Below are 18,646 nucleotides of genomic sequence, written 5' to 3'. Positions count from 1 at the left end.
GCCCGGGCAGGTTTGCCCCCAAACAAATACCCGGGCAGGCGGTTTGAAATCTGGTTGGTGATTGCTCTTTCAGTATTAGTATATGAATCATAAGTTCTACGCTGTCCTGCTGGTATTTGCCTGTATGCTAACGACTTCGGGCGTTTGGGCTCAGGATCAGGATCCGCAATTCAGTCTGTACATGTTTAATCCGGTTTATTACAACCCGGCCGCCGTCGGTTCGGAAGGAGTAACCCGGTTTCAGTTGGTTCACCGGACACAATACCTTGGCTATCAGGGCACTTTTGATGAAGGAGGAGCGCCCAGTACGCAATTGTTTTCGTTCAACATGCCGTTGAGCAAAATCCGGGGCGGAGTTGGTTTGTACGCAGCCAACGAAACATTTGGACCGCAGGGATTTCAGAAAATTCAGGCCGCCTACGCCTTCCGGTTGCCGATAAAAAAAGGGACGCTTTCGTTGGGTGTAGAAGGCGGGTTACATAATCGATCGGTTAATTACGACCGGTTTCGTCCCAATGATCCGGGCGATCCGCTGATTCAAAACGGGCGTGTCAACCAGACGCAGCCGGATTTCGGGGCTGGTGTATACTATAATACCGATGTTTATTACATTGGCGCCAGCATGAAACACCTGACGCAACCTGATTTTAAATTGGGAAACGACACGGGTTTGAATCCTCTTTATCGTACGGCTTATCTGACGGCCGGTTATCGGTATGCGTGGAATGAACTGATCGATTTTATGCCTTCGGCTATTTATAAATTCAATACCAATGCCACGTATTCGTCGGTTGAAGTGAGTGTGCTGGCGATGTATGACAAGCGGTATTGGGCCGGAATCGGTTATCGGCAGGGCGACGCCTTTACCGCAACGGCGGGTATCAGTTTACTGCGGAATAATGCGTTAAGGTTTGGTTATGCCTTTGATTTTGTAGTCAGTAACCGCGACGCAAAAAGCCCGACTTCGCACGAAATTTTACTTTCCTATTCCCTCCCTGAACTTCGGTCAGGCACAAAACCAATCATCAGAACTCCCCGATTCCGCTATTGAAAGAACTACTACGTAAACTGACGTTGCTTCACCAACTGCTTGCCATTCCTAATATTGGCGTAATTATTGTTAGGCTGTTTAAAGTCAAAGTAATAATTTTGAGAAAATTAGTAGGCTAAGTGATAGAACTGTTCGCATGTTAGTTTGTACTTTTTTTGAATAATAGATGCATTTAATCATTTCAAATGTACGTATACAATAAAATGCTTTATTTTCGTTCTAAGACTGGTTTGCACGCGAAACAGATTTTAACGTACCCTACAACTATGAGTAACAAGTGGTTTACCGGCAACGCAGCCCGAGGGGTGATGGTGGTGGCAACGATTCTGCTGATGCAGGGTTGCGGGTTTATCAAATCAAAATTTGGTGGTGGAAAAGGCAAAGGCCAGGATGTCGGCGTGGTCAATGGCGAAATCACTGCCAATGGCCGGAAAGGCTGGAAACAGACCACACCGTACGGTATGGTGCTGGTTCCGTCGGGCTCTTTCATGATGGGTCAGGCCGATGAAGATCTGGCAGCAACTCAGGCGAATATGAACCGCCGGGTAACCATCAGCTCATTCTACATGGATGACACCGAAATCACCAACCACGAATACCGGCAGTTCGTCAACGCTCTGCTGACCGACTCGGTTTCGGTGCTGGGTGAAGAAGAAATCATGACCAAGTTCTACCCGGATACAACCGTTTGGAAAAACGATTTCACGTACCATAACGGTGATCCGATGCTGGAATATTACTTCTCGCACCCGGCATTCGACACGTACCCGGTCGTGGGAGTAAGCTGGCAGGCTGCACAGTATTTCTGCACCTGGCGGACGAATCTCTACAACGATTACCGCACGAAAGAAGGCCAGTTTGTTTCACCCCGGTATCGCCTTCCCTCCGAAGCGGAATGGGAATGGGCCGCTCGCGGTGGACGTAACTCCGCCAAGTATCCCTGGGGTGGGCCTTATGTCGCCAACGGAAAAGGCTGCTACCTGGCTAACTTCAAACCGCAGCGTGGTAACTTCGATGCCGACGGTTATCCGTACACGGCTCCGGCCAACGCCTACAATCCGAATGACTATGGCCTGTATAACATGGCCGGTAACGTCGCGGAATGGACCCGCGATGCCTACGCTGAAAATGCGTCAGCTATCGTATGGGATATGAACCCCGACAACCAGAATGCCGATGAGCCCCGGAAGGTGGTGCGCGGTGGTTCCTGGAAAGACATCTCCTATTACCTGGAAACGGGAACGCGGTATTACGAATACGAAAACAACAAACGCTCGTATATCGGCTTCCGGTGTGTCATGGATAACCTGCAGGGACGGACTGCGTCGAAAGGTGCTCGCGCCCGTCGTTAATCCCTTCTGTTGTTAACCAATTATTTATAACTCTTCCTTAAACAAAGTACAAGGCTTATTTTCTCTAACATCATGGCTAAAAGTAACGGCTCAAGTGTTTTTTTTGACAAGGTTCTTCCAACAATATATAGCGCTGGAGCGGCCGTCGTCGTTCTCGGGGCTTTAGGTAAAATTCAGCATTACGATTGGGGTGGCCCGATGCTCACCATTGGTCTGTCGGTAGAAGCCGCCATTTTTGCCCTCTTCGCGTTACAAACGTTTTTTCAACCGAGCCAGACTGAACCAGACTGGACGCGGGTTTATCCGGAATTGGCGGATGATTACAAGGGTGAATTGCCAAAGCGCGGCCCGGTTTTGCAAAGCAACGGTCTGACGGCCAACATGGACAAAATGCTGGCTGATGCGAAGGTTTCTCCGGAGATTTTTGAAAAATTGGGTACTGGTTTACGCAGTTTCACGGATACCGTTGGCAAGATGCGCGATGTTTCGGATGCAACGATTGCCACGAACGAGTATACGCAGAATGTACGGCAGGCTGCTGGTTCGATCAATGAAATGAACAAATCGTACGGTGTGGCCGTAACGTCGATGAACGCGATGGCTGACGCTACGCAGGATGCCAAAGAATACCGTATGCAGTTCCAGAAGATTACCCAGAGCATGGGAGCGTTGAACGCGGTGTATGAACTGGAATTACAGGATACCAACAAGCACCTGAAGGCGATGAATGCTTTCTATGGCAACCTGACGAGTGCGATGGAAAACATGTCGGAAGCCAGCCGCGATACGCAGCAGTTCAAGAGCGAACTGTCGAAATTGACCAACAACCTGTCGTCGTTGAACAACGTTTACGGCAGCATGTTGACGGCAATGCGTGGAAATGGCGCTAAATAACTCCCAACTTTACTAATAGCTACACTACCATACACTAATGGCAGGAGGAAAAGAAACACCCCGGCAGAAGATGATCGGGATGATGTATCTGGTATTGACCGCTATGCTGGCTTTACAGGTCAGCTCGGCGTTACTGGAAAAGTTTATTCTATTGAATAATAGTCTTGAAGCATCTACGGGTTCAGCCGACCGAATCAACCAGGCTACCCTTGGTAATATTAAATCCACGGTTGAAAAGTCAGGTAACCGGGCGGCCGATTTAGCCGTAGTAAAACAGGCTCAGGAAGTGCGGGAGCTTACATCCGGAATTGTTTCCGAGTTGGATGCCCTGAAAGATCAGATCGTTACCGAAGCAGGTGGTGGCCGTGATGAGCAGGGAAATATCAAGACCCCGAATGAGGAAACCAAAGTGGGAGCTATCATGGTGGGAAATAACAAAAACGGGAAAGCCTATGCCTTGCAGACGAAGCTGAACCAGTATGTTCAACAGCTTCAGAAGTATAACCCGGGTGCGAAGTTTACTCCGCTGGCTGTTGATGCGAAAGATGATCCGATCGCCAGTCGTTCAAAAGAACAGAAGAATAAGGATTTTGCCGAACTGAACTTTGAGCAGACTCCGGTTCCGGCGGCTTTGGCCGTGTTGAGCCAGCGTCAGTCGGACATTCGGCGGATGGAAGGTGAAGTACTGGATTATTTGGCCAGCAAAGTAGGTGCCCAGGACATCAAATTTGACAAAATTCTGGCAATGGTCAGCATGGAGTCGAAAGTGGTTGTAGCTGGTACCAAGTTCAAAGGTGAAATGTTCCTGGCGGCTTCGTCGAGTGGCGTCACGCCCCGGATGAGCCTGAACGGCGGTGCCGTGCGGGTCGATGGTGGAGTCGGTAAAATCGAATTCACGGCACAGGGTGGCACGTATGACAAAAACGGTTTGGCGAGACGGGCACTGGTGGGATCCATCAGTTACCAAGCTCCGGACGGTATGAAAACCGTTAATTTCAACCAGGAGTATTTTGTAGCAAAACCGTCTTACGAAATTGAAACGGCCTCAATGCCGCCTTTGTACCTCGGTTGTGCGAATAAACTGAGCATTCAGAGCCCGCAGTTGGGCGCTCTGTGGAATCCGACCTTTACGGCAAACGGCGCGGTAGTTCTGACCAGCGGAGAGCGGGGGAAAATTACGGTTATTCCCAACTCTGCCCAGGTTAGTTTGAACGTAAACAACGGCGGTAGCTTGCTGGGAACGAATCAGTTTAAGGTAAACCGGGTTCCGCGTCCTACCCTGCGACTGCTGGTGGGCGGTGCTGAATACGACGACCGCCGGGGGGTGTCGATATCCAGTGCGCGCACGATCCAGGTTCAGGCTATTCCGGACGAAAGCTTTAAAAACTTTATGCCGGACGATGCCAAATTCCGGGTAACGGGTATCCAAGTATCACTGGCTCAGGGTAGCCGCCGGGTCGCCGGACCCATTTCCTTAGGACCGGGTGGTGGTAGTGTTGGTAACCTGGCGTCAGAAGCTCAGCCGGGCATGCGTTATGTGGTTGAAGTAGAGGGTGTACAGCGTCAGAATTTCCGTGGTGAAATCAGTGATGTGCCTGTCATTCAAAAATATTTCCCAGTTAACCTGAACTAGCCGTACGAGAACTGATCCTCAATTCGTTATTGTGAAAAATAAAAGCAAAAAGCACAAGGTCATGAAACAGGCGGGAAGCGTAGCAGTAGCTGCTGTATTGGCAGTAATGGCAGGTGGGGTGGCACAGGCGCAGGAAAGGGACAATACGAAGACCAATCCCTTATCCGTTCGGGAAATCAACGAAAACGACATCATGATGAAGAAAACATTATGGCGTCGGGTTGATCTGAACGAGAAACAGAATCAGGCGATGTTTTCGAAAAACAATCAGATCACTAAATATTTGATTGATGCGGTGAAAGCGGGTGTCCTGGTTGCCTATCCCAACGATTCGGTAAATACACCCATGGAAATAGGGAAATTCGCCGAAAAGCTGGCCGTGCCTGAACAAACTACCACCTTAACCGCCGAGGAAAAAGCCGCCGGTTTTGGTAATGAAAATAAAGTAGACGACAGTTGGGGCGATACGAAAGATAAGAAGGCGGCAGCCAAGAAACCGGCTGATGATGGCTGGGGAACGCCGGCTCCCAAAGCTGCCAAACCGGTAGACGACGGCTGGGGAACGCCCGCTCCCAAGAAAAAAACAACGGCTAAAAACACCAAAGGCAAGAAAGGGGCAAAACCGGCTCCGGTTGTTCCGGAAGTGCCTAAAGTGGATTCTTCCGCGATGGCAAAAGCTGCCAATCCTTTTACGGGTGTTGAGCGTTTGAACGATGAATACAGTGTTCTGGACATCAAGGAAGACTGGGTGTTTGACCGGAAGCGTTCCCGTTTGTATTACGATATTCAGACGATTGGAATCGTAATTCCGGCGGATAAAAACCCCTCGGGTCTGGAGCAACCAGTCGCGTATTTTAAATACAAGGACCTGGATAAATTATTCCGCAGCGATCCGAAGAAATTCATCTGGTATAACTCACAGAACCAGGCCCAGCACAAAAATCTGGCCGATGCCTTCGATCTGCGGTTATTCTACGGTCGTATCTACAAAGTATCCAATCCAAAAGATCGTGATCTGATCGGTCAGTATGGCAGCGAACGGGAAGGATTGTTGAAGTCGTACCAACTCGAACAGCAATTGATGGAGCAGGAGCACGGTTTGTGGGAATACTAAGCCGAAAGTGCATCAACAAAAAAGGGGAAGCGAAGCTTCCCCTTTTTTGTTAGCTAAAGGCCAAATGCACCTCTTTATTCTTTTGTCTTTGCTCTCTTGTCTTCTTTTACTGCTGACTAATGGTTTCGAAATACTGCTTGATTTTCTGGGCTTTATCGGCTCCAACCACCGTTACGACATCTTCGATGGGTGCTTCCCGAATTTTTTTGACACCTTTAAAGTACTTCAACAACTTCGCAGCGGTTTTTTTGCCGATGCCTTCGATGTTTTCCAGTTCACTAATGAGGCTGTTTCGGCTGCGTTTGTCGCGGTGGTAGGTAATGGCAAACCGATGCGCTTCGTCGCGAATCCGCTGGATCAGTTTCAGCGATTCCGACTTTTTATCGATGTACAAGGGCAGGCTATCTTCCGGGAAATAAATCTCTTCAAGCCGTTTGGCAATCCCGATGATCGGCACCTGACCGTATAGATTCAGTTCTTTCAGCGCTTCACAGGCCGCGCTTAACTGGCCCTTACCACCATCGATGACGATCAGATCCGGCAAACCGGTTTGTTCGTCCAGAACGCGGATGTACCGTCGGCTGACGACTTCATGCATCGAGGCAAAGTCGTTGGGGCCGACGACGGTTTTGATGGAAAAATGGCGGTAATTTTTGGGCGACGGTTTTCCGTCGATAAAACAAACCATTGCCGAAACCGGGTTGGTCCCCTGAATGTTGGAGTTATCGAAACATTCGATTCGGTTGGGGAGCGTTTTCAGTTGCAGATCCTGCTTGAGCCGAATCAAAACCCGGTCTTTTTTGCTGGCATTGCCGGTTGCTTCGGCGGCCGCCCGTTCAGCCCGTTCGCGCCGAAAATACAACACATTCTTCAACGACATATCGAGCAGCTTTTTCTTGTCGCCAATCTGCGGAACTGTGATTTCAGCTTTCAGGTCGGCATCCAGAGCAACATTGGTAATGATCTCCCGGGCTTCGCTGCCGTATTGCGACCGGAATTCAACAATCAGCATCGTCAGAATGTCGATGTCAGACTCGTCCAGTTTCTTTTTGACTTCAACGGTATTCGTCTGCGTGATGGTACCGTTGACTACTTTCATAAAGTTAATGTAAGCCGCCGACTCATCCGATGCAATTGTAAACACGTCGGCGTCCGAGATTTTGGGATTGACGACCGTCGATTTGCTTTGGAAATTCTGCAGCACATTCAGCTTCTCCTTGAATTGCTGGGCTTGCTCAAACGCCAGTTGGCTGGCCGATTCGAGCATGCGTTCCTTGAAATAATTCTGGGCGGGCGAAACATTTCCTTTCAGGATGTAATGCACCTGATCAACGTCTTTCATGTAATCGGCTTCGTCGACCAGCCCTTCACATGGGCCCTTGCAGTTGCCGATGTGGTATTCCAGACAGACCTTGAACTTTTTGGCTTCAATGTTTTCCGGCGACAGATTAAGGTTACACGTCCGCATGGTAAACAACTGGCTGAACATCTCCAGCAGCGTATACATGGGCCTCAATTGGGCGTAAGGACCATAGAACGTGCCCATCTTGCGATCAATGCGCCGGGTTGTCAGAATGCGCGGGAAATGCTCGTTGGTAACGCAAATGAACGGATACGTTTTGTCATCGCGCAGCAGGATATTGTAGCGGGGCTGAAACCGCTTAATCAACTGGTTTTCCAGCAAAAGCGCATCGAATTCCGTGTGAACGATGGTAAACTCGATCTTCCGAATCTGGCTCACCAGACGTTGGGTTTTGCGGTCGTGCTGGTTGGATTTGACGAAATAACTACTGACCCGGTTTTTCAGATCTTTGGCTTTTCCCACATAAATCACCTCGCCCGACGAATCAAAATACCGGTAAACACCCGGTTCGTGCGGAACCTTCGCTAATTCACTCTTATAATCAAATTCAGCCATTTTTTTGGATGGGAACGCGGCCGGGTCGCCGGGCGATGTAACGGATGTAACGGATTTGCACGGAAAGAATCAGTTTTAATCAGTTCAATCTGTGTTCCTACTTAACAAACGAAGGAGATTAAAAGTTGTGTGACTGACGGCTTCGGAAGCGTTGGCCAGGGCTTCGTCGAGCGATTGGGGATGCGTCAAGACCGAGAATGCGGCCGTTAAGCCCAGAGCCCTGATATCCTGCGGGTTAGCGTCCAGCGTTCCGCAAAGCGCAACCACCGGAATGCCCGATTTTTTTGCTTCTAGCGCAATACCGTTGATCAGTTTGCCCTGCAACGTCTGGTTGTCAATTTTCCCTTCGCCGGTCAGCACCAGATCCGCATCGCGCAGGTGATCAACAAAATGGGTTTGCTCCATCACCACTTTTACCCCTTCTTTCAGGGTCGCATTCAGGAAGAACAGGGCACCCGCTCCCAAACCGCCAGCGGCACCGGCTCCCGGTACTTCGGCCAGATCGACGCCAAATTGTTCGTGAATTAAACCGGCCAGACGCCGTAATCCCTGATCCAACGTTTCGATATCGTCCGGAGAAGCACCTTTCTGGGGCCCGTAAATAAAAGCCGCACCATTGGGTCCAAACAACGGATTGGTAACATCACAGGCAACGTCAATGGTTAGCCGCAGAGGAGAAGCAGGCGGGATAATCCGGCTAATGAGGGATAAATTGCCACCGTTTGCGTGAACCGGTTCTCCCTTTTCGTTCAGAAATTGCCACCCTAACGCGGCTGCCATACCGATTCCGGCATCGTTGGTCGCACTGCCGCCAATGCCGAGAACCATGTGAGTTACCCCCCGCTGCACCGCATCCAGAATGAGCTGACCGGTTCCGAACGTGCTCGCTTTTAATGGGTTGTATTCACTGCGCTGCAATAACCGCAATCCCGAAGCCTGGGACATTTCAATGAAAGCGGTTTGGTGACCGGACGAAATACCGTACGAAGCCTGAACGGGTCGTTCGAGCGGGTCAAGAACCGGGATCGTCAACCACTCTCCACCGGTAGCCAGCGTCAGTACTTCCGCTGTTCCTTCTCCGCCATCTGCCATCGGCAAGGCCACAATGTCGGCGTCGGAATGCGCCAGCCGGATGCCCTGCGTCATCGAGTCGCAAACCTGACGGGCTGTCAGGGAACCTTTGAATTTATCAGGAGCCAGCAGGATTTTCATGAAATAGAGGATAGAGTGGAGAAGTGAGACAAGAGACCTGGCATACGGTAAATGAAATAGTAGATAATTCGTCTCACTTCTCTTGTCTAAAACCTAACGTCTCATCCATCAATTCAAAATTTCTTCTTCGTCCGATTCGACCACCTTCGGTGGGATGTAACGCTGACTGGAATCGATCGCGTAACCGCCACAATCCAGGGAGAGGTTAAAACCGTCGGGTTTTCGGAAGGGCACTTTCGGGTGGGAGCGTCGCAGCGTCGGATCAGCGTAGACCTTCTGCATGTACATGCCCCAGGCCGGCATGGCCACCCGAGCGCCCTGCCCCAACGCCATATCGCGAAAGTGAATGCTGCGGTCGTCGCCACCAACCCAGAGTCCCGACACCAGATTTTGGGTCATGCCCATGAACCAGCCGTCGGAATAGCTGGAGGTTGTACCGGTTTTGGCCGCAATTTCGTTGCCGCCTTCCAGCAGTTTATACTGGGTGCGCAGCCGCTGTGACGTACCGTCGGGATCTTCCACCGCGCCCCGCATCAGGTACAGCATTTGATAAGCGGTGTTGGCGTTGATCACCAGCTTATTTTCGGCGAAGAAACTGGTCAATGGATTCCCATTTTTATCCTCAATCCGCAAAACCGTCAGCGGTTTAACCCGGTAACCGGCATTGGCAAACGTGCAGTAAGCCGCCACCATTTCGTAAACCGAGACGTCGCTGGTTCCCAGGCACAATGTCGGGTTTGCCGTCAGGTCGCTTTCAATACCCAATTTGTGCGCGTATTCAACGACTGAAGCCGATTTTGCCTGCTTGATCAGATGGGCGCTGACCGAATTGATCGAACGACCCAGCGCCTGACGCAAAGACAATTGCTGGTAACTGTATTTGCCATTTGAGTTTTTGGGTACCCAGGCTCGGGGACCATTGTTGTCCTCATAGGGTTCAAACCGCACGGGTTGGTCGGTAATCCGGTCGCAGGGCGTCAGGAAGTTCTTGTCGATCGCGGCCAGATACAAAAACGGCTTGAACGTTGAACCCGGCTGGCGTTTGCCCTGTTTGACGTGGTCGAATTTGAGGTATTTGAAGTTAATACCACCGACCCAGGCCTTCACGTGACCGTTTCGCGGGTCCATCGACATGAAACCGACATTCAGAAACCGCTTGTAATATTTGATCGAATCGAGCGGGCTCATAACGGTATCCTTCTCGTTTCGCCGACCGCCGTAAACGAATACTTTCATTTTCACCGGTTTGCGCATTTCGGCCCAGATCGCTTTTTCATCGTCACCATACTCCTTTTTCAAAGAGATGTAACGAGGGGTGCGTTTGGCGGCTGTTTCAATGTAACCAGGGAATTCGCGCCATTTACCAGCTTTGTCTTTGTAAGTCCAGGGGTTCCGACCGCGCCAGTGCTCGTAGAATTTTCGCTGCTGCTCGCGCATGTGTTCGTAGACGGCTTCTTCGGCGAATTTCTGGAGTCGGGAATCGATGGTCGTGTAAATCTTCAAACCACTGGTTTCCAGGTCTAATTCGTCATCCGGATGGGCATCGTTGTATTCGTCGATCCATTTTTGAATATCGCCCTTGATCACCGAACGGAAGTAGGCGGCTCGGCCCGTGTTCTGGTTTTCGATGTTGAAATCCAGCTTGATTGGTTTCTGTTTGTAAAGCGCAAACTGGTCGTCGGTCAGAAAACCGTATTTCCGCATCTGGAATAAAACGACATTCCGGCGCAACAACGAACGCTCTTCGTACAGACGCGGATTAAACCGTGACGGGTTCTGGAGCATGCCCACCAGCATGGCGGCTTCTTCGATGCTCAGTTGCCAGGGCTCTTTATTAAAGTAGGTTTTGGCGGCCGTTTTGATGCCAAAGGTGTTGTTCCCGAACGAAACCGTGTTCAGGTACATCATCATGATTTCCTGTTTCGTATAATTCCGCTCGAGTCGTACGGCCAGAATCCACTCCTTGGTTTTATCGATGATCACGCGCACGTACGGAATGCTGCCCAGAACGCCCCGAAATTTTTCGGTTCGGGTTTCAAACAGGTTTTTGGCCACCTGCTGCGTCAGCGTGCTACCCCCGCCCGAACTGCTGCTGCCGGTCAGCACCCCGTTGATGGCCCGGAAAATACTGCGGGCGTCGATTCCGGAATGTTTCGCAAACCGGGCATCTTCGGTCGCCATGAGGGCGGAAATGACATTCGGAGAAACCTGGGAAATTTCGATCGGCGTCCGGTTTTCGACGTAATATTTACTGAGCAGAACGCCGTCTTCCGTGTAAATTTCGGACGCCAGATTGCTCTGCGGGTTTTCGAGGGCTTTCAGGCTGGGCATTCCGCCGAACAGCCACAGGAAATTGTAACTTACTGAAACGATATACAGAACCAGCAGGAGAATACCGGCCAGGGTCAGCTTCCAGAGTCTTGCAATCAGGCGTCGATACAAACCCGGTTGTAACTCAAACATAGGGGAATCAGGGATTAAACTTGAAATGATAAAACGCTTGCGCTTTTGTCAAATGTACACATTTTAACCAAAAACGCTACTTCCGTTTGGCCGTTGGCTGTTCGGCGGCTACCTGCATTTCCCGAACTTTCGGAAGTAAAGAACTGGTCGGATAATCGCGGATGAATTCGGTAAGTGCCTGGCGGTACGGCTCAACGCCCCGGACTTTGCCGATCAGGATCACCCGTAAAACCGCCATTTTATCTTCGATCAAACTGCCCGTCAGGGTGCTCATGGCGGTTTCGGCCCGGCTGAGCGCTTCACTCAGGTTGTTGGCTTTGTATAAATCGTAGATTTCGGTGTAAACCCGCTGCGCTTCGGTTTCGCCCGTTGCCGTATGCGTACCGCTGGTCCCGGTTTTGCCAACCTGACGGGCATACGAGGAGGTAGGGAATTCCGCCAGGAGTTTTTCTTTCCAGTTCGAGGGACGGTTCAACTGATCGTTCGAAACCATCAGCAAATAATAAACTTCCGGTTTTACACCCGTATTCGGATAGCGCGTCAGCAGGGTTTCAAAGGTCGGAATGGCTTTGTCCGGCTGATTGAACTGAAATTTGTACAACTTCCCCAACCGATAATAAGCGTCTTCCAGTTTCTGATTGGATTGTTTCAGCGCTTCCGGCGTAAACGGAATAGTCGCATACAAGGCGTCTTTTTGGGATTTCCGTTCCGAAGCTGATAACTCAGCCGACGCGGTACCCAGCGCTCCGGTGGCATTCAGGGCCGTATTGGTCTGAGCGGGTGAATCGGCACTGGCGAGCTGCGCCGACGACTCTTTCTGGCTCCGGCGCCAGTTGTCTTCCAACTGGCGCGTGCCCCATTTCTGCATAAACTCCGTTTTTCCCTGCGTAATCAGGATCGGATTGTAGAGCAGCCACCGCTGATCGGCCGGAATATCCGAGGAAGTGGCGGGGCGGTTTGCTGCCTGAGCCGCAATTTCCTGGGCTTTCGCCAGCAAAGCCTGCTGTTGCTTCTGCTTGCGGTCGATGGCTTCTTCCAGGTGCCGGTCGAGCGCGGCCGGATTCATCTGCGCCAGTTTCTGCAAACTATCTTCGGTCTGAATAATTTGCTGCTGCTGCACAAATTCATCCAGAAAAACTTTCCGATCAGCCAGTGCCTTGTAATCGGCCGATTGCTGTGGTAATAAGGCCAGGGCGCTGTCGTAATAGGCTTTGGCGGTCGGGAAATCCTGCAATTTTTCGAAATACAGTTTCCCCATTTCCTGGTACGTATACGGAATCTGGATCGTGTTGGTTGTCGTTTCCTTAATGGATTTTTTCCAGTATTCGATCGCTTTCGGGTAGCGTTCGTTTCGGGCTTCCAGCAGCCCCATCGTATAATAAATCTTGTCTTTCAGGTCGGTATTTTTCCGGTCGTTCAGCATGCGGCTAAACCGCTCGTTGCTGGTGCGACCGCCCTGAATCGAATAAATGGTGGCATAAAACGATTGCTCATACGTCGGGCGGTTTTTTAACACCTGGCGGTAATGCGCAATGGCCTGATCCGATTTCCCAATCAGGTCATATAGCTGACCGGCAATCAGGTGCAAACGGGCTTTGGTGACGCCTTTTTTCAGAAACGGAAACGTCGCATCCAGCAAAGCCGCCGAAACCGCGTATTCCATCTTTTTCTGGTGCAGATACGCTTTGGTTAAATAATAATCCCGGGTGTTGGCGTTGTTCAGCGGCTGGGCGCGGAGGTATTCGGCCACGTTCAACCCGTTCGTATAATCACCGGTTTCGATATACGTCCGCATGAGGCCAATCAGGGCTTCGTGCTTTTCATCTTCCCCTTCGCCCTTCGTGTTGACGTACTTGAACACTTCCATCGCGTTGGCGTAATCCTGCCGGTACATCCGGGCAGTTCCCAGCAAAATGTAGCTGTTATCCAGCCATTTGCTGTTCTGATGGCGTTCGGCCACCAGCGAAGCTTTCTTGATGGCGTCGTCCAGTTGCGCCCGCACGGGTTCCAGCTTGGTCGAATCGAGCGGCAACAGAATCGGCAGCGGCTGATTGTAGTTTTCCTGGTAGGTTCTCTGCTTGTAACGCTCCACTTCCCGAATCCGGTCGCGGGCAATCAGGTAGGCATTGTAACGGGCATTCAGATTGTGATAGGCAACCGGCAATTTTTTCTGGCTGTATTGCGAACAACCACTGAACCAGACCGTTATAATTGCCCACAGGACGTAGGGCCGGAACCGGTCAGTTACCGAACTGCCACTAAAATATCGGTTGAAAAACCCGCCTTGCATGGAAAATAGTAAGATACTTGGTAACCGGCGGAAGGCTTTCTACCTTCGCACAACCAACACTGTAGTAACGTCGCCGGCACAAAAACCGTATCGAAAAGTGTGCCATGCCGACAAAAATACGAAAAACCTGACACCAAATCCGAAGATTTGACCCATGGAACCCGATAAATCCAAATCCGATGAACCGGAAAAACCGCTCGAAAAGGTGACCCGCCGGACCAGTTCGTTCGTTCAGTATTCCGCCATCGGTTTTCAAATGCTGGCCACCATCGGGCTGGGCGTTTGGGGCGGCATCAAGCTCGACGAGTGGCAGGGCAACCACAAACCGATCTGGACGCTGGTGTTGTCGTTATTGGCGATCGGTTCTTCGCTGTACCTATTTATCCGCAGTTTACCCAAACAACCCTGACATGCTCCCCAGTATTGGGTTCACCGCCCTCTTGGCAATTGTATTTTTTGTAGCCGAACAGTATGGCGCCACCAGTTGGTTACATCCGTACTGGAAGTTTATGCTGATTTTCTTCCTGAGCGTTTCGTTCCTGATTCACCGGTTAATGGACGTTGGTTTTCAGAATAATCGCGAAAAATTTGTGCCTTTTTACATGGCTACGCTCGTGGCCCGGCTTATCCTGTGTCTCCTCTTTGTCGGCTTCTTTCTCGGACGGGGCGTCAGTGGTGTCAAACTGTTTATTCTGAACTTTCTTGCACTATATATATTTTATACAGCCTTTGAAATCTACATTTTGAGTCGTAACTTGCGACGCGGTTTGTGATACATACCATTTACTTCATATGTTTCGTCTCCTGATTCGTAAAGCTTTTTTAAGTATCGTATTGTCTCTGAGCACGTTGGTTGCGGTGAACGCTCAACATGAAGATCATCATGACCACGAGGCAGCGGAAGGAAAGAAAAAATTCAATGTGGGCGACATGATCATGCACCACATTAAAGACGACCACGGCTGGGAATTTGCTCACGGTCTGACGCTGCCTTTGCCCGTTATTCTGTATACCGAAGGGCGCGGTCTGGATGTGTTTTCGTCCTCGCATTTTGCCCACGAAGCCACCTACGAAGGCTACGTAAAAGAACACAATAAAATTTACCGCGCCGGTGCCGATGGCAAACCCGACAAGTCGATTAAAGTGCTTGATTTCTCCATTACGAAAAACGTCGCTTCGTTATTGTTGAGTGCGGTTTTGCTGATCGTTGTATTTTTCTCCGTTCAGAAAGGCTACGAAAAAAACCGGGGCAAAGCGCCCAAAGGCCTGCAATCGTTCCTGGAACCGGTTATTCTGTTCGTTCGCGACGAAATTGCCAAGCCGAACATTGGTCCCAAATACGGAAAGTATCTGCCGTTCCTGCTGACGCTGTTTTTCTTCATTCTGTTCAATAACCTGCTGGGACTGGTACCGGGCGGTGCCAACCTGACCGGGAACATTGCCATCACGATGACGCTGGCCGTCATTACTTTTTTGATTGTCAACCTGAGCGGAAACAAACATTACTGGGCTCACCTTTTCAAACCGACCGGCGTTCCGGTGGCGCTGCTGCCGATCATGATTCCGGTCGAAATCGTAGGTGTTTTCATGAAGCCCTTCTCGCTGATGGTGCGGTTATTTGCCAACATCACGGCGGGTCACATCATTATCCTGAGCTTGTTAGGACTGATTTTTATTGCCAACGATCTGGGCGGTACCGGGATGGGCTGGGGCGTTAGCCCGCTGATCGTGGCGTTCTCGCTGTTCATGAACCTGATCGAGTTGCTGGTTGCGTTCCTGCAAGCATTCATTTTTACCCTGCTCGCGTCGATGTACATCGGTAGTGCGATCGAAGACCACCACGAAGCCGATCACGGAATTGGCTACGAAGGTCACGAAGCGCATTGAGTAGGTGTTGGCCGTTAATTCAAGTTTAGTTTTTGTTTAACCATAAATTGTTTCTCGAGCATGTTTGCAATGTTGCTCTCTATTCTTTTGGAAGCTACAGGTAGCTTCGCAGTAATGGGTGCCGCCATTGGCGCAGGTCTGGCCGCTATCGGTGCTGGTCTGGGTATTGGTCGTATTGGTGGTTCGGCGATGGAAGGTATCGCCCGCCAACCGGAAGCTGCTGGTCGGATTCAGACTGCGATGTTGATCATCGCGGCTTTGATCGAGGCCGTGGCTCTGTTCGCAGCCGTTATCTGTCTGCTGATTTCCCTGGGCTAACCAGCAATCCGCACAGGAGCCGCCAATTGCATTAGGCGTTGGCATACCGCTCCGCAAAACTGGAAAAAGCCCGTCGATCTGGATTAGCCAGCCGACGGGCTGCTTTCAACTAACTTCGAATTATCCTATTCATATATCCAAATTTCGTTAGACAATGGATCTGCTGATTCCTGACATTGGGTTGTTATTCTGGATGGTGCTCGTTTTCGGGCTGCTGTATTTCATCCTGTCAAAATTTGCCTGGAAACCGATTACGGAAAGTCTGAAAGAGCGGGAAGACGATATCCAGAAAGCCCTGGATATGGCCGAAAAAACCCGGATCGAAATGGCCAAGCTGCAATCGGACAACCAGAAACTGCTGGCCGAAGCCCGTGCCGAACGCGACGCCATTTTGCGGGGCGCCAAAGAAACCGCCGACCGCGTTATTGCCGAAGCCCGCGATAAAGCGACCGAAGAAGGCAACCGCATTATTGTGAAAGCCCGCGAAGAGTTGCAGACCGAGCGTCAGGCAATGGTGGCCGAAGTAAAACGCGAAGTGATCGAATTGTCGCTCGACATTGCCGAAAAGGTACTGAAAAGAGAGCTGAGCGATAAGAAATCGCAGGAAGAGTTGGTTAAAGGTCTGGTAGCAGAAGCACGATTAAATTAAGCTAAGAGTTATGACGGGGCCGCCCGTGCGGTTAAGAGTTATGAGTTGGCTGACGTATGCCACTCTTAACCTGCATTGGTTTGTCTTAACTCTTAATTCTTACCTATTAAGATGGCAGAATCTACAGTTGCATTCCGATACGCAAAATCCTTGATCGACCTGGCGAAGGAAAAAGACAAGGTCGAAGAGGTATACAAAGACATGATGTTTTTCAGGGATGTGGTTCGCAAAAACCGTGACCTGATGCTGGCCCTGAAAAGCCCGATTCTGCGGCATGAAAAGAAACTGAACGTGTTGCGGGCGGTTTTTGAAAACCGCGTTGATCCGTTGTCGTTCTCCATCTTCAATATCATTTCGAAGAAAAACCGGGAAGGTATCATGGACAGCGTGGCCAACGAATACGTTCGGCAGTACAATGACCTGAAAGGCATCCAGAAAGTACAGGTTGTGACGACGCAGCCGCTGACGGAAGAGCTTCGGAAGCAATTTACCCGTGTGGTGGCCGACTCGACAGGCAAGCAGATCGAACTGGAAGAAATCATTGACCCGAAACTGATCGGCGGTTACATCCTTCGCATTGGCGACCGTCAGGTTGATGCTTCCATCCGGAACAAACTCGCCGAACTGCGGTTGAGCTTCCTGAATTGAGTTTTATAAGACAAGAGAAGTTAGACAAGAGACAAAAGACTTCTGTTTGAAAACGGGTCTATCGTCTTTCTTCTAACCAAAAAACCGGACATCTGGGCTATAGCTCAGATGTCCGGTTTTTTTGGTATTATGCGGTACTAAATAACTGGCTCGATGGATTTATTGTCACTGGCCCGTACGATCGACATTGTCCGTGTTGTAACGGATTTGGGGTACGAACTGCACGAAAACCGCAAGATCATCTGTCCGTTCCACGCCGAGAAAACGCCCTCGCTCGTCATTTATCCGCAGAACAATACCTACCACTGCTTCGGATGTGGCAAACACGGCGATGTTATCAGCTTCTACGCGGGCGTTGCCGGGCTGGACTATACGCCCGCCATGCACGAACTGGCTTTTAATTATTTGCCCGAATACCAGCCGGATTTGTACAAGCGCGGGCAACTAAAAAAAATACAGTCGGCGGTTTTGGCCAAACCGGAGAAAATGGCGTTGCCTTCAGATACCAGCGCGTATGTTTACAAACCGTTGTACAGCGATATTTACGAGGAATTTCAGCGGATTTGTGAAGCGCAACCCGCCAGCGAGGTCAAAACGGAAGCCTGGGAATATCTCTTGACGCGTGGATTTACCGAAACGACCTTACGAAAATTTCGCATTTTTACGGTGAACGACTATTCGGACGCCCAGTCGCAATTACGGCGAAAATACAATTTGCTGGATTTGCAGGAATGCGGTTTGTTCAACGAAAAAGGAAACTTGATTTTCTACCGCCATCCGATCATCATTCCATATTACCGGAAAGGCCGCGTCGTTTTTTTGCAGGGGCGCGTGATCCGAAATGCGTCCGAAACCGTATCGCGGTATCAGTTTCTGAGTGGCGTACCCGTGGAGTTATTCAACGCCGATGTGATGGATCTTATCAAAACCGGTCAGACGCTTTATCTGACCGAAGGCGCTTTTGATTGCATGACGCTGATGCAGGAAGGCATGCCCGCCGTGAGTCTGGGCAGCGCAACGATGTTCAAACGGGAGTGGATGAAACAGTTTCGGCGGTTTGAAATCTGCTTTTACTTCGATAACGATGCCGCCGGACAAAAAGCCGCCCGCGAATACGGCGACCTGTTCAGCCAATACCGCATTTCGACCCGTACAAAAACCGTCAAGGAAGGCTATAAAGACGTGAATGATTACTTTTCGAAACGGGAATAAGGGAT

The 18,646-nt window shown here is 50.4% G+C and carries 16 protein-coding genes; 12 read left to right on the top strand and 4 right to left on the bottom strand.

Features of this window, described 5'->3' with window-relative positions:
- Positions 1 to 82: 82 nt before the first annotated feature.
- The 5 genes from GJJ30_RS30035 (at position 83) to porN (ending at position 6,044) form a co-directional block, all read left to right on the top strand.
- Positions 83 to 1,051, top strand: coding sequence for a PorP/SprF family type IX secretion system membrane protein (locus GJJ30_RS30035; protein WP_154178934.1), 969 nt, complete (start codon positions 83 to 85; stop codon positions 1,049 to 1,051).
- Positions 1,052 to 1,317: 266 nt separating this feature from the next.
- Positions 1,318 to 2,403 carry a T9SS ring complex lipoprotein PorK/GldK gene (gene porK, locus GJJ30_RS30030; RefSeq protein WP_154178933.1) on the top strand — a complete coding sequence of 362 codons (1,086 nt, stop codon included), beginning with the start codon at positions 1,318 to 1,320 and terminating at the stop codon, positions 2,401 to 2,403.
- 72 nt (positions 2,404 to 2,475) lie between these two features.
- The gene (gene porL, locus GJJ30_RS30025; RefSeq protein WP_154178932.1) at positions 2,476 to 3,297 is read left to right on the top strand and encodes a type IX secretion system motor protein PorL/GldL; all 822 of its coding nucleotides are present in this window, start codon (positions 2,476 to 2,478) and stop codon (positions 3,295 to 3,297) included.
- 37 nt (positions 3,298 to 3,334) lie between these two features.
- A complete protein-coding gene (gene porM, locus GJJ30_RS30020) occupies positions 3,335 to 4,930 on the top strand; it encodes a type IX secretion system motor protein PorM/GldM (RefSeq protein WP_154178931.1) in 1,596 nt (531 codons plus the stop codon).
- Between the two features lie 61 nt (positions 4,931 to 4,991).
- Complete coding sequence (gene porN, locus GJJ30_RS30015; protein WP_154179069.1) at positions 4,992 to 6,044, top strand: type IX secretion system ring subunit PorN/GldN; 1,053 nt, start codon at positions 4,992 to 4,994, stop codon at positions 6,042 to 6,044.
- Positions 6,045 to 6,150: 106 nt separating this feature from the next.
- On the opposite strand, the gene uvrC is transcribed toward porN, so the two are convergent.
- From uvrC to porW, 4 genes are all read right to left on the bottom strand, one after another.
- Positions 6,151 to 7,962 (bottom strand): excinuclease ABC subunit UvrC, encoded by a 1,812-nt coding sequence (gene uvrC / locus GJJ30_RS30010; protein ID WP_154178930.1) that lies wholly within the window; start codon positions 7,960 to 7,962, stop codon positions 6,151 to 6,153.
- A gap of 84 nt (positions 7,963 to 8,046) precedes the next feature.
- A complete protein-coding gene (locus GJJ30_RS30005) occupies positions 8,047 to 9,174 on the bottom strand; it encodes a glycerate kinase (RefSeq protein ID WP_154178929.1) in 1,128 nt (375 codons plus the stop codon).
- 108 nt (positions 9,175 to 9,282) lie between these two features.
- Entirely contained in the window at positions 9,283 to 11,637 is a 2,355-nt protein-coding gene (locus tag GJJ30_RS30000; RefSeq protein ID WP_154178928.1) for a penicillin-binding protein 1A, read from the bottom strand.
- Between the two features lie 76 nt (positions 11,638 to 11,713).
- A complete protein-coding gene (porW, locus tag GJJ30_RS29995) occupies positions 11,714 to 13,927 on the bottom strand; it encodes a type IX secretion system periplasmic lipoprotein PorW/SprE (RefSeq protein ID WP_154178927.1) in 2,214 nt (737 codons plus the stop codon).
- Positions 13,928 to 14,081: 154 nt separating this feature from the next.
- Here porW and GJJ30_RS29990 point away from each other — a divergent pair, with 154 nt between their 5' ends.
- The 7 genes from GJJ30_RS29990 (at position 14,082) to GJJ30_RS29960 (ending at position 18,641) form a co-directional block, all read left to right on the top strand.
- Complete coding sequence (locus tag GJJ30_RS29990; protein WP_154178926.1) at positions 14,082 to 14,336, top strand: AtpZ/AtpI family protein; 255 nt, start codon at positions 14,082 to 14,084, stop codon at positions 14,334 to 14,336.
- 1 nt (position 14,337) lies between these two features.
- A complete protein-coding gene (locus tag GJJ30_RS29985) occupies positions 14,338 to 14,700 on the top strand; it encodes a hypothetical protein (RefSeq protein ID WP_154178925.1) in 363 nt (120 codons plus the stop codon).
- A 19-nt stretch (positions 14,701 to 14,719) separates the two neighbouring features.
- Complete coding sequence (atpB, locus tag GJJ30_RS29980; RefSeq protein WP_154178924.1) at positions 14,720 to 15,814, top strand: F0F1 ATP synthase subunit A; 1,095 nt, start codon at positions 14,720 to 14,722, stop codon at positions 15,812 to 15,814.
- 60 nt (positions 15,815 to 15,874) lie between these two features.
- A complete protein-coding gene (atpE, locus tag GJJ30_RS29975; protein ID WP_114404108.1) occupies positions 15,875 to 16,132 on the top strand; it encodes an ATP synthase F0 subunit C in 258 nt (85 codons plus the stop codon).
- Positions 16,133 to 16,286: 154 nt separating this feature from the next.
- Positions 16,287 to 16,781 (top strand): F0F1 ATP synthase subunit B, encoded by a 495-nt coding sequence (gene atpF / locus GJJ30_RS29970; protein WP_154178923.1) that lies wholly within the window; start codon positions 16,287 to 16,289, stop codon positions 16,779 to 16,781.
- 111 nt (positions 16,782 to 16,892) lie between these two features.
- Positions 16,893 to 17,429 carry an ATP synthase F1 subunit delta gene (atpH, locus tag GJJ30_RS29965; RefSeq protein WP_154178922.1) on the top strand — a complete coding sequence of 179 codons (537 nt, stop codon included), beginning with the start codon at positions 16,893 to 16,895 and terminating at the stop codon, positions 17,427 to 17,429.
- Positions 17,430 to 17,582: 153 nt separating this feature from the next.
- Positions 17,583 to 18,641, top strand: a complete 1,059-nt coding sequence (locus GJJ30_RS29960) for a CHC2 zinc finger domain-containing protein (protein ID WP_154178921.1) — start codon at positions 17,583 to 17,585, stop codon at positions 18,639 to 18,641.
- The last annotated feature ends 5 nt before the right edge of the window (positions 18,642 to 18,646 follow it).

Source organism: Larkinella terrae (genome assembly GCF_009668025.1).
GTDB lineage: Bacteria > Bacteroidota > Bacteroidia > Cytophagales > Spirosomataceae > Larkinella > Larkinella terrae.
This window is presented reverse-complemented; position numbering and strand designations above follow the sequence as displayed.

What these genes read in the sequence shown, in the direction of transcription:
- GJJ30_RS30035 (WP_154178934.1), top strand. Translation starts at nt 83, where the DNA reads ATGAATCATAAGTTCTACGCTGTCCTGCTGGTATTTGCCTGTATGCTA.
- porK (WP_154178933.1), top strand. Translation starts at nt 1,318, where the DNA reads ATGAGTAACAAGTGGTTTACCGGCAACGCAGCCCGAGGGGTGATGGTG.
- porL (WP_154178932.1), top strand. Translation starts at nt 2,476, where the DNA reads ATGGCTAAAAGTAACGGCTCAAGTGTTTTTTTTGACAAGGTTCTTCCA.
- porM (WP_154178931.1), top strand. Translation starts at nt 3,335, where the DNA reads ATGGCAGGAGGAAAAGAAACACCCCGGCAGAAGATGATCGGGATGATG.
- porN (WP_154179069.1), top strand. Translation starts at nt 4,992, where the DNA reads ATGAAACAGGCGGGAAGCGTAGCAGTAGCTGCTGTATTGGCAGTAATG.
- uvrC (WP_154178930.1), bottom strand. Translation starts at nt 7,962, where the DNA reads ATGGCTGAATTTGATTATAAGAGTGAATTAGCGAAGGTTCCGCACGAA.
- GJJ30_RS30005 (WP_154178929.1), bottom strand. Translation starts at nt 9,174, where the DNA reads ATGAAAATCCTGCTGGCTCCTGATAAATTCAAAGGTTCCCTGACAGCC.
- GJJ30_RS30000 (WP_154178928.1), bottom strand. Translation starts at nt 11,637, where the DNA reads ATGTTTGAGTTACAACCGGGTTTGTATCGACGCCTGATTGCAAGACTC.
- porW (WP_154178927.1), bottom strand. Translation starts at nt 13,927, where the DNA reads ATGCAAGGCGGGTTTTTCAACCGATATTTTAGTGGCAGTTCGGTAACT.
- GJJ30_RS29990 (WP_154178926.1), top strand. Translation starts at nt 14,082, where the DNA reads ATGGAACCCGATAAATCCAAATCCGATGAACCGGAAAAACCGCTCGAA.
- GJJ30_RS29985 (WP_154178925.1), top strand. Translation starts at nt 14,338, where the DNA reads ATGCTCCCCAGTATTGGGTTCACCGCCCTCTTGGCAATTGTATTTTTT.
- atpB (WP_154178924.1), top strand. Translation starts at nt 14,720, where the DNA reads ATGTTTCGTCTCCTGATTCGTAAAGCTTTTTTAAGTATCGTATTGTCT.
- atpE (WP_114404108.1), top strand. Translation starts at nt 15,875, where the DNA reads ATGTTTGCAATGTTGCTCTCTATTCTTTTGGAAGCTACAGGTAGCTTC.
- atpF (WP_154178923.1), top strand. Translation starts at nt 16,287, where the DNA reads ATGGATCTGCTGATTCCTGACATTGGGTTGTTATTCTGGATGGTGCTC.
- atpH (WP_154178922.1), top strand. Translation starts at nt 16,893, where the DNA reads ATGGCAGAATCTACAGTTGCATTCCGATACGCAAAATCCTTGATCGAC.
- GJJ30_RS29960 (WP_154178921.1), top strand. Translation starts at nt 17,583, where the DNA reads ATGGATTTATTGTCACTGGCCCGTACGATCGACATTGTCCGTGTTGTA.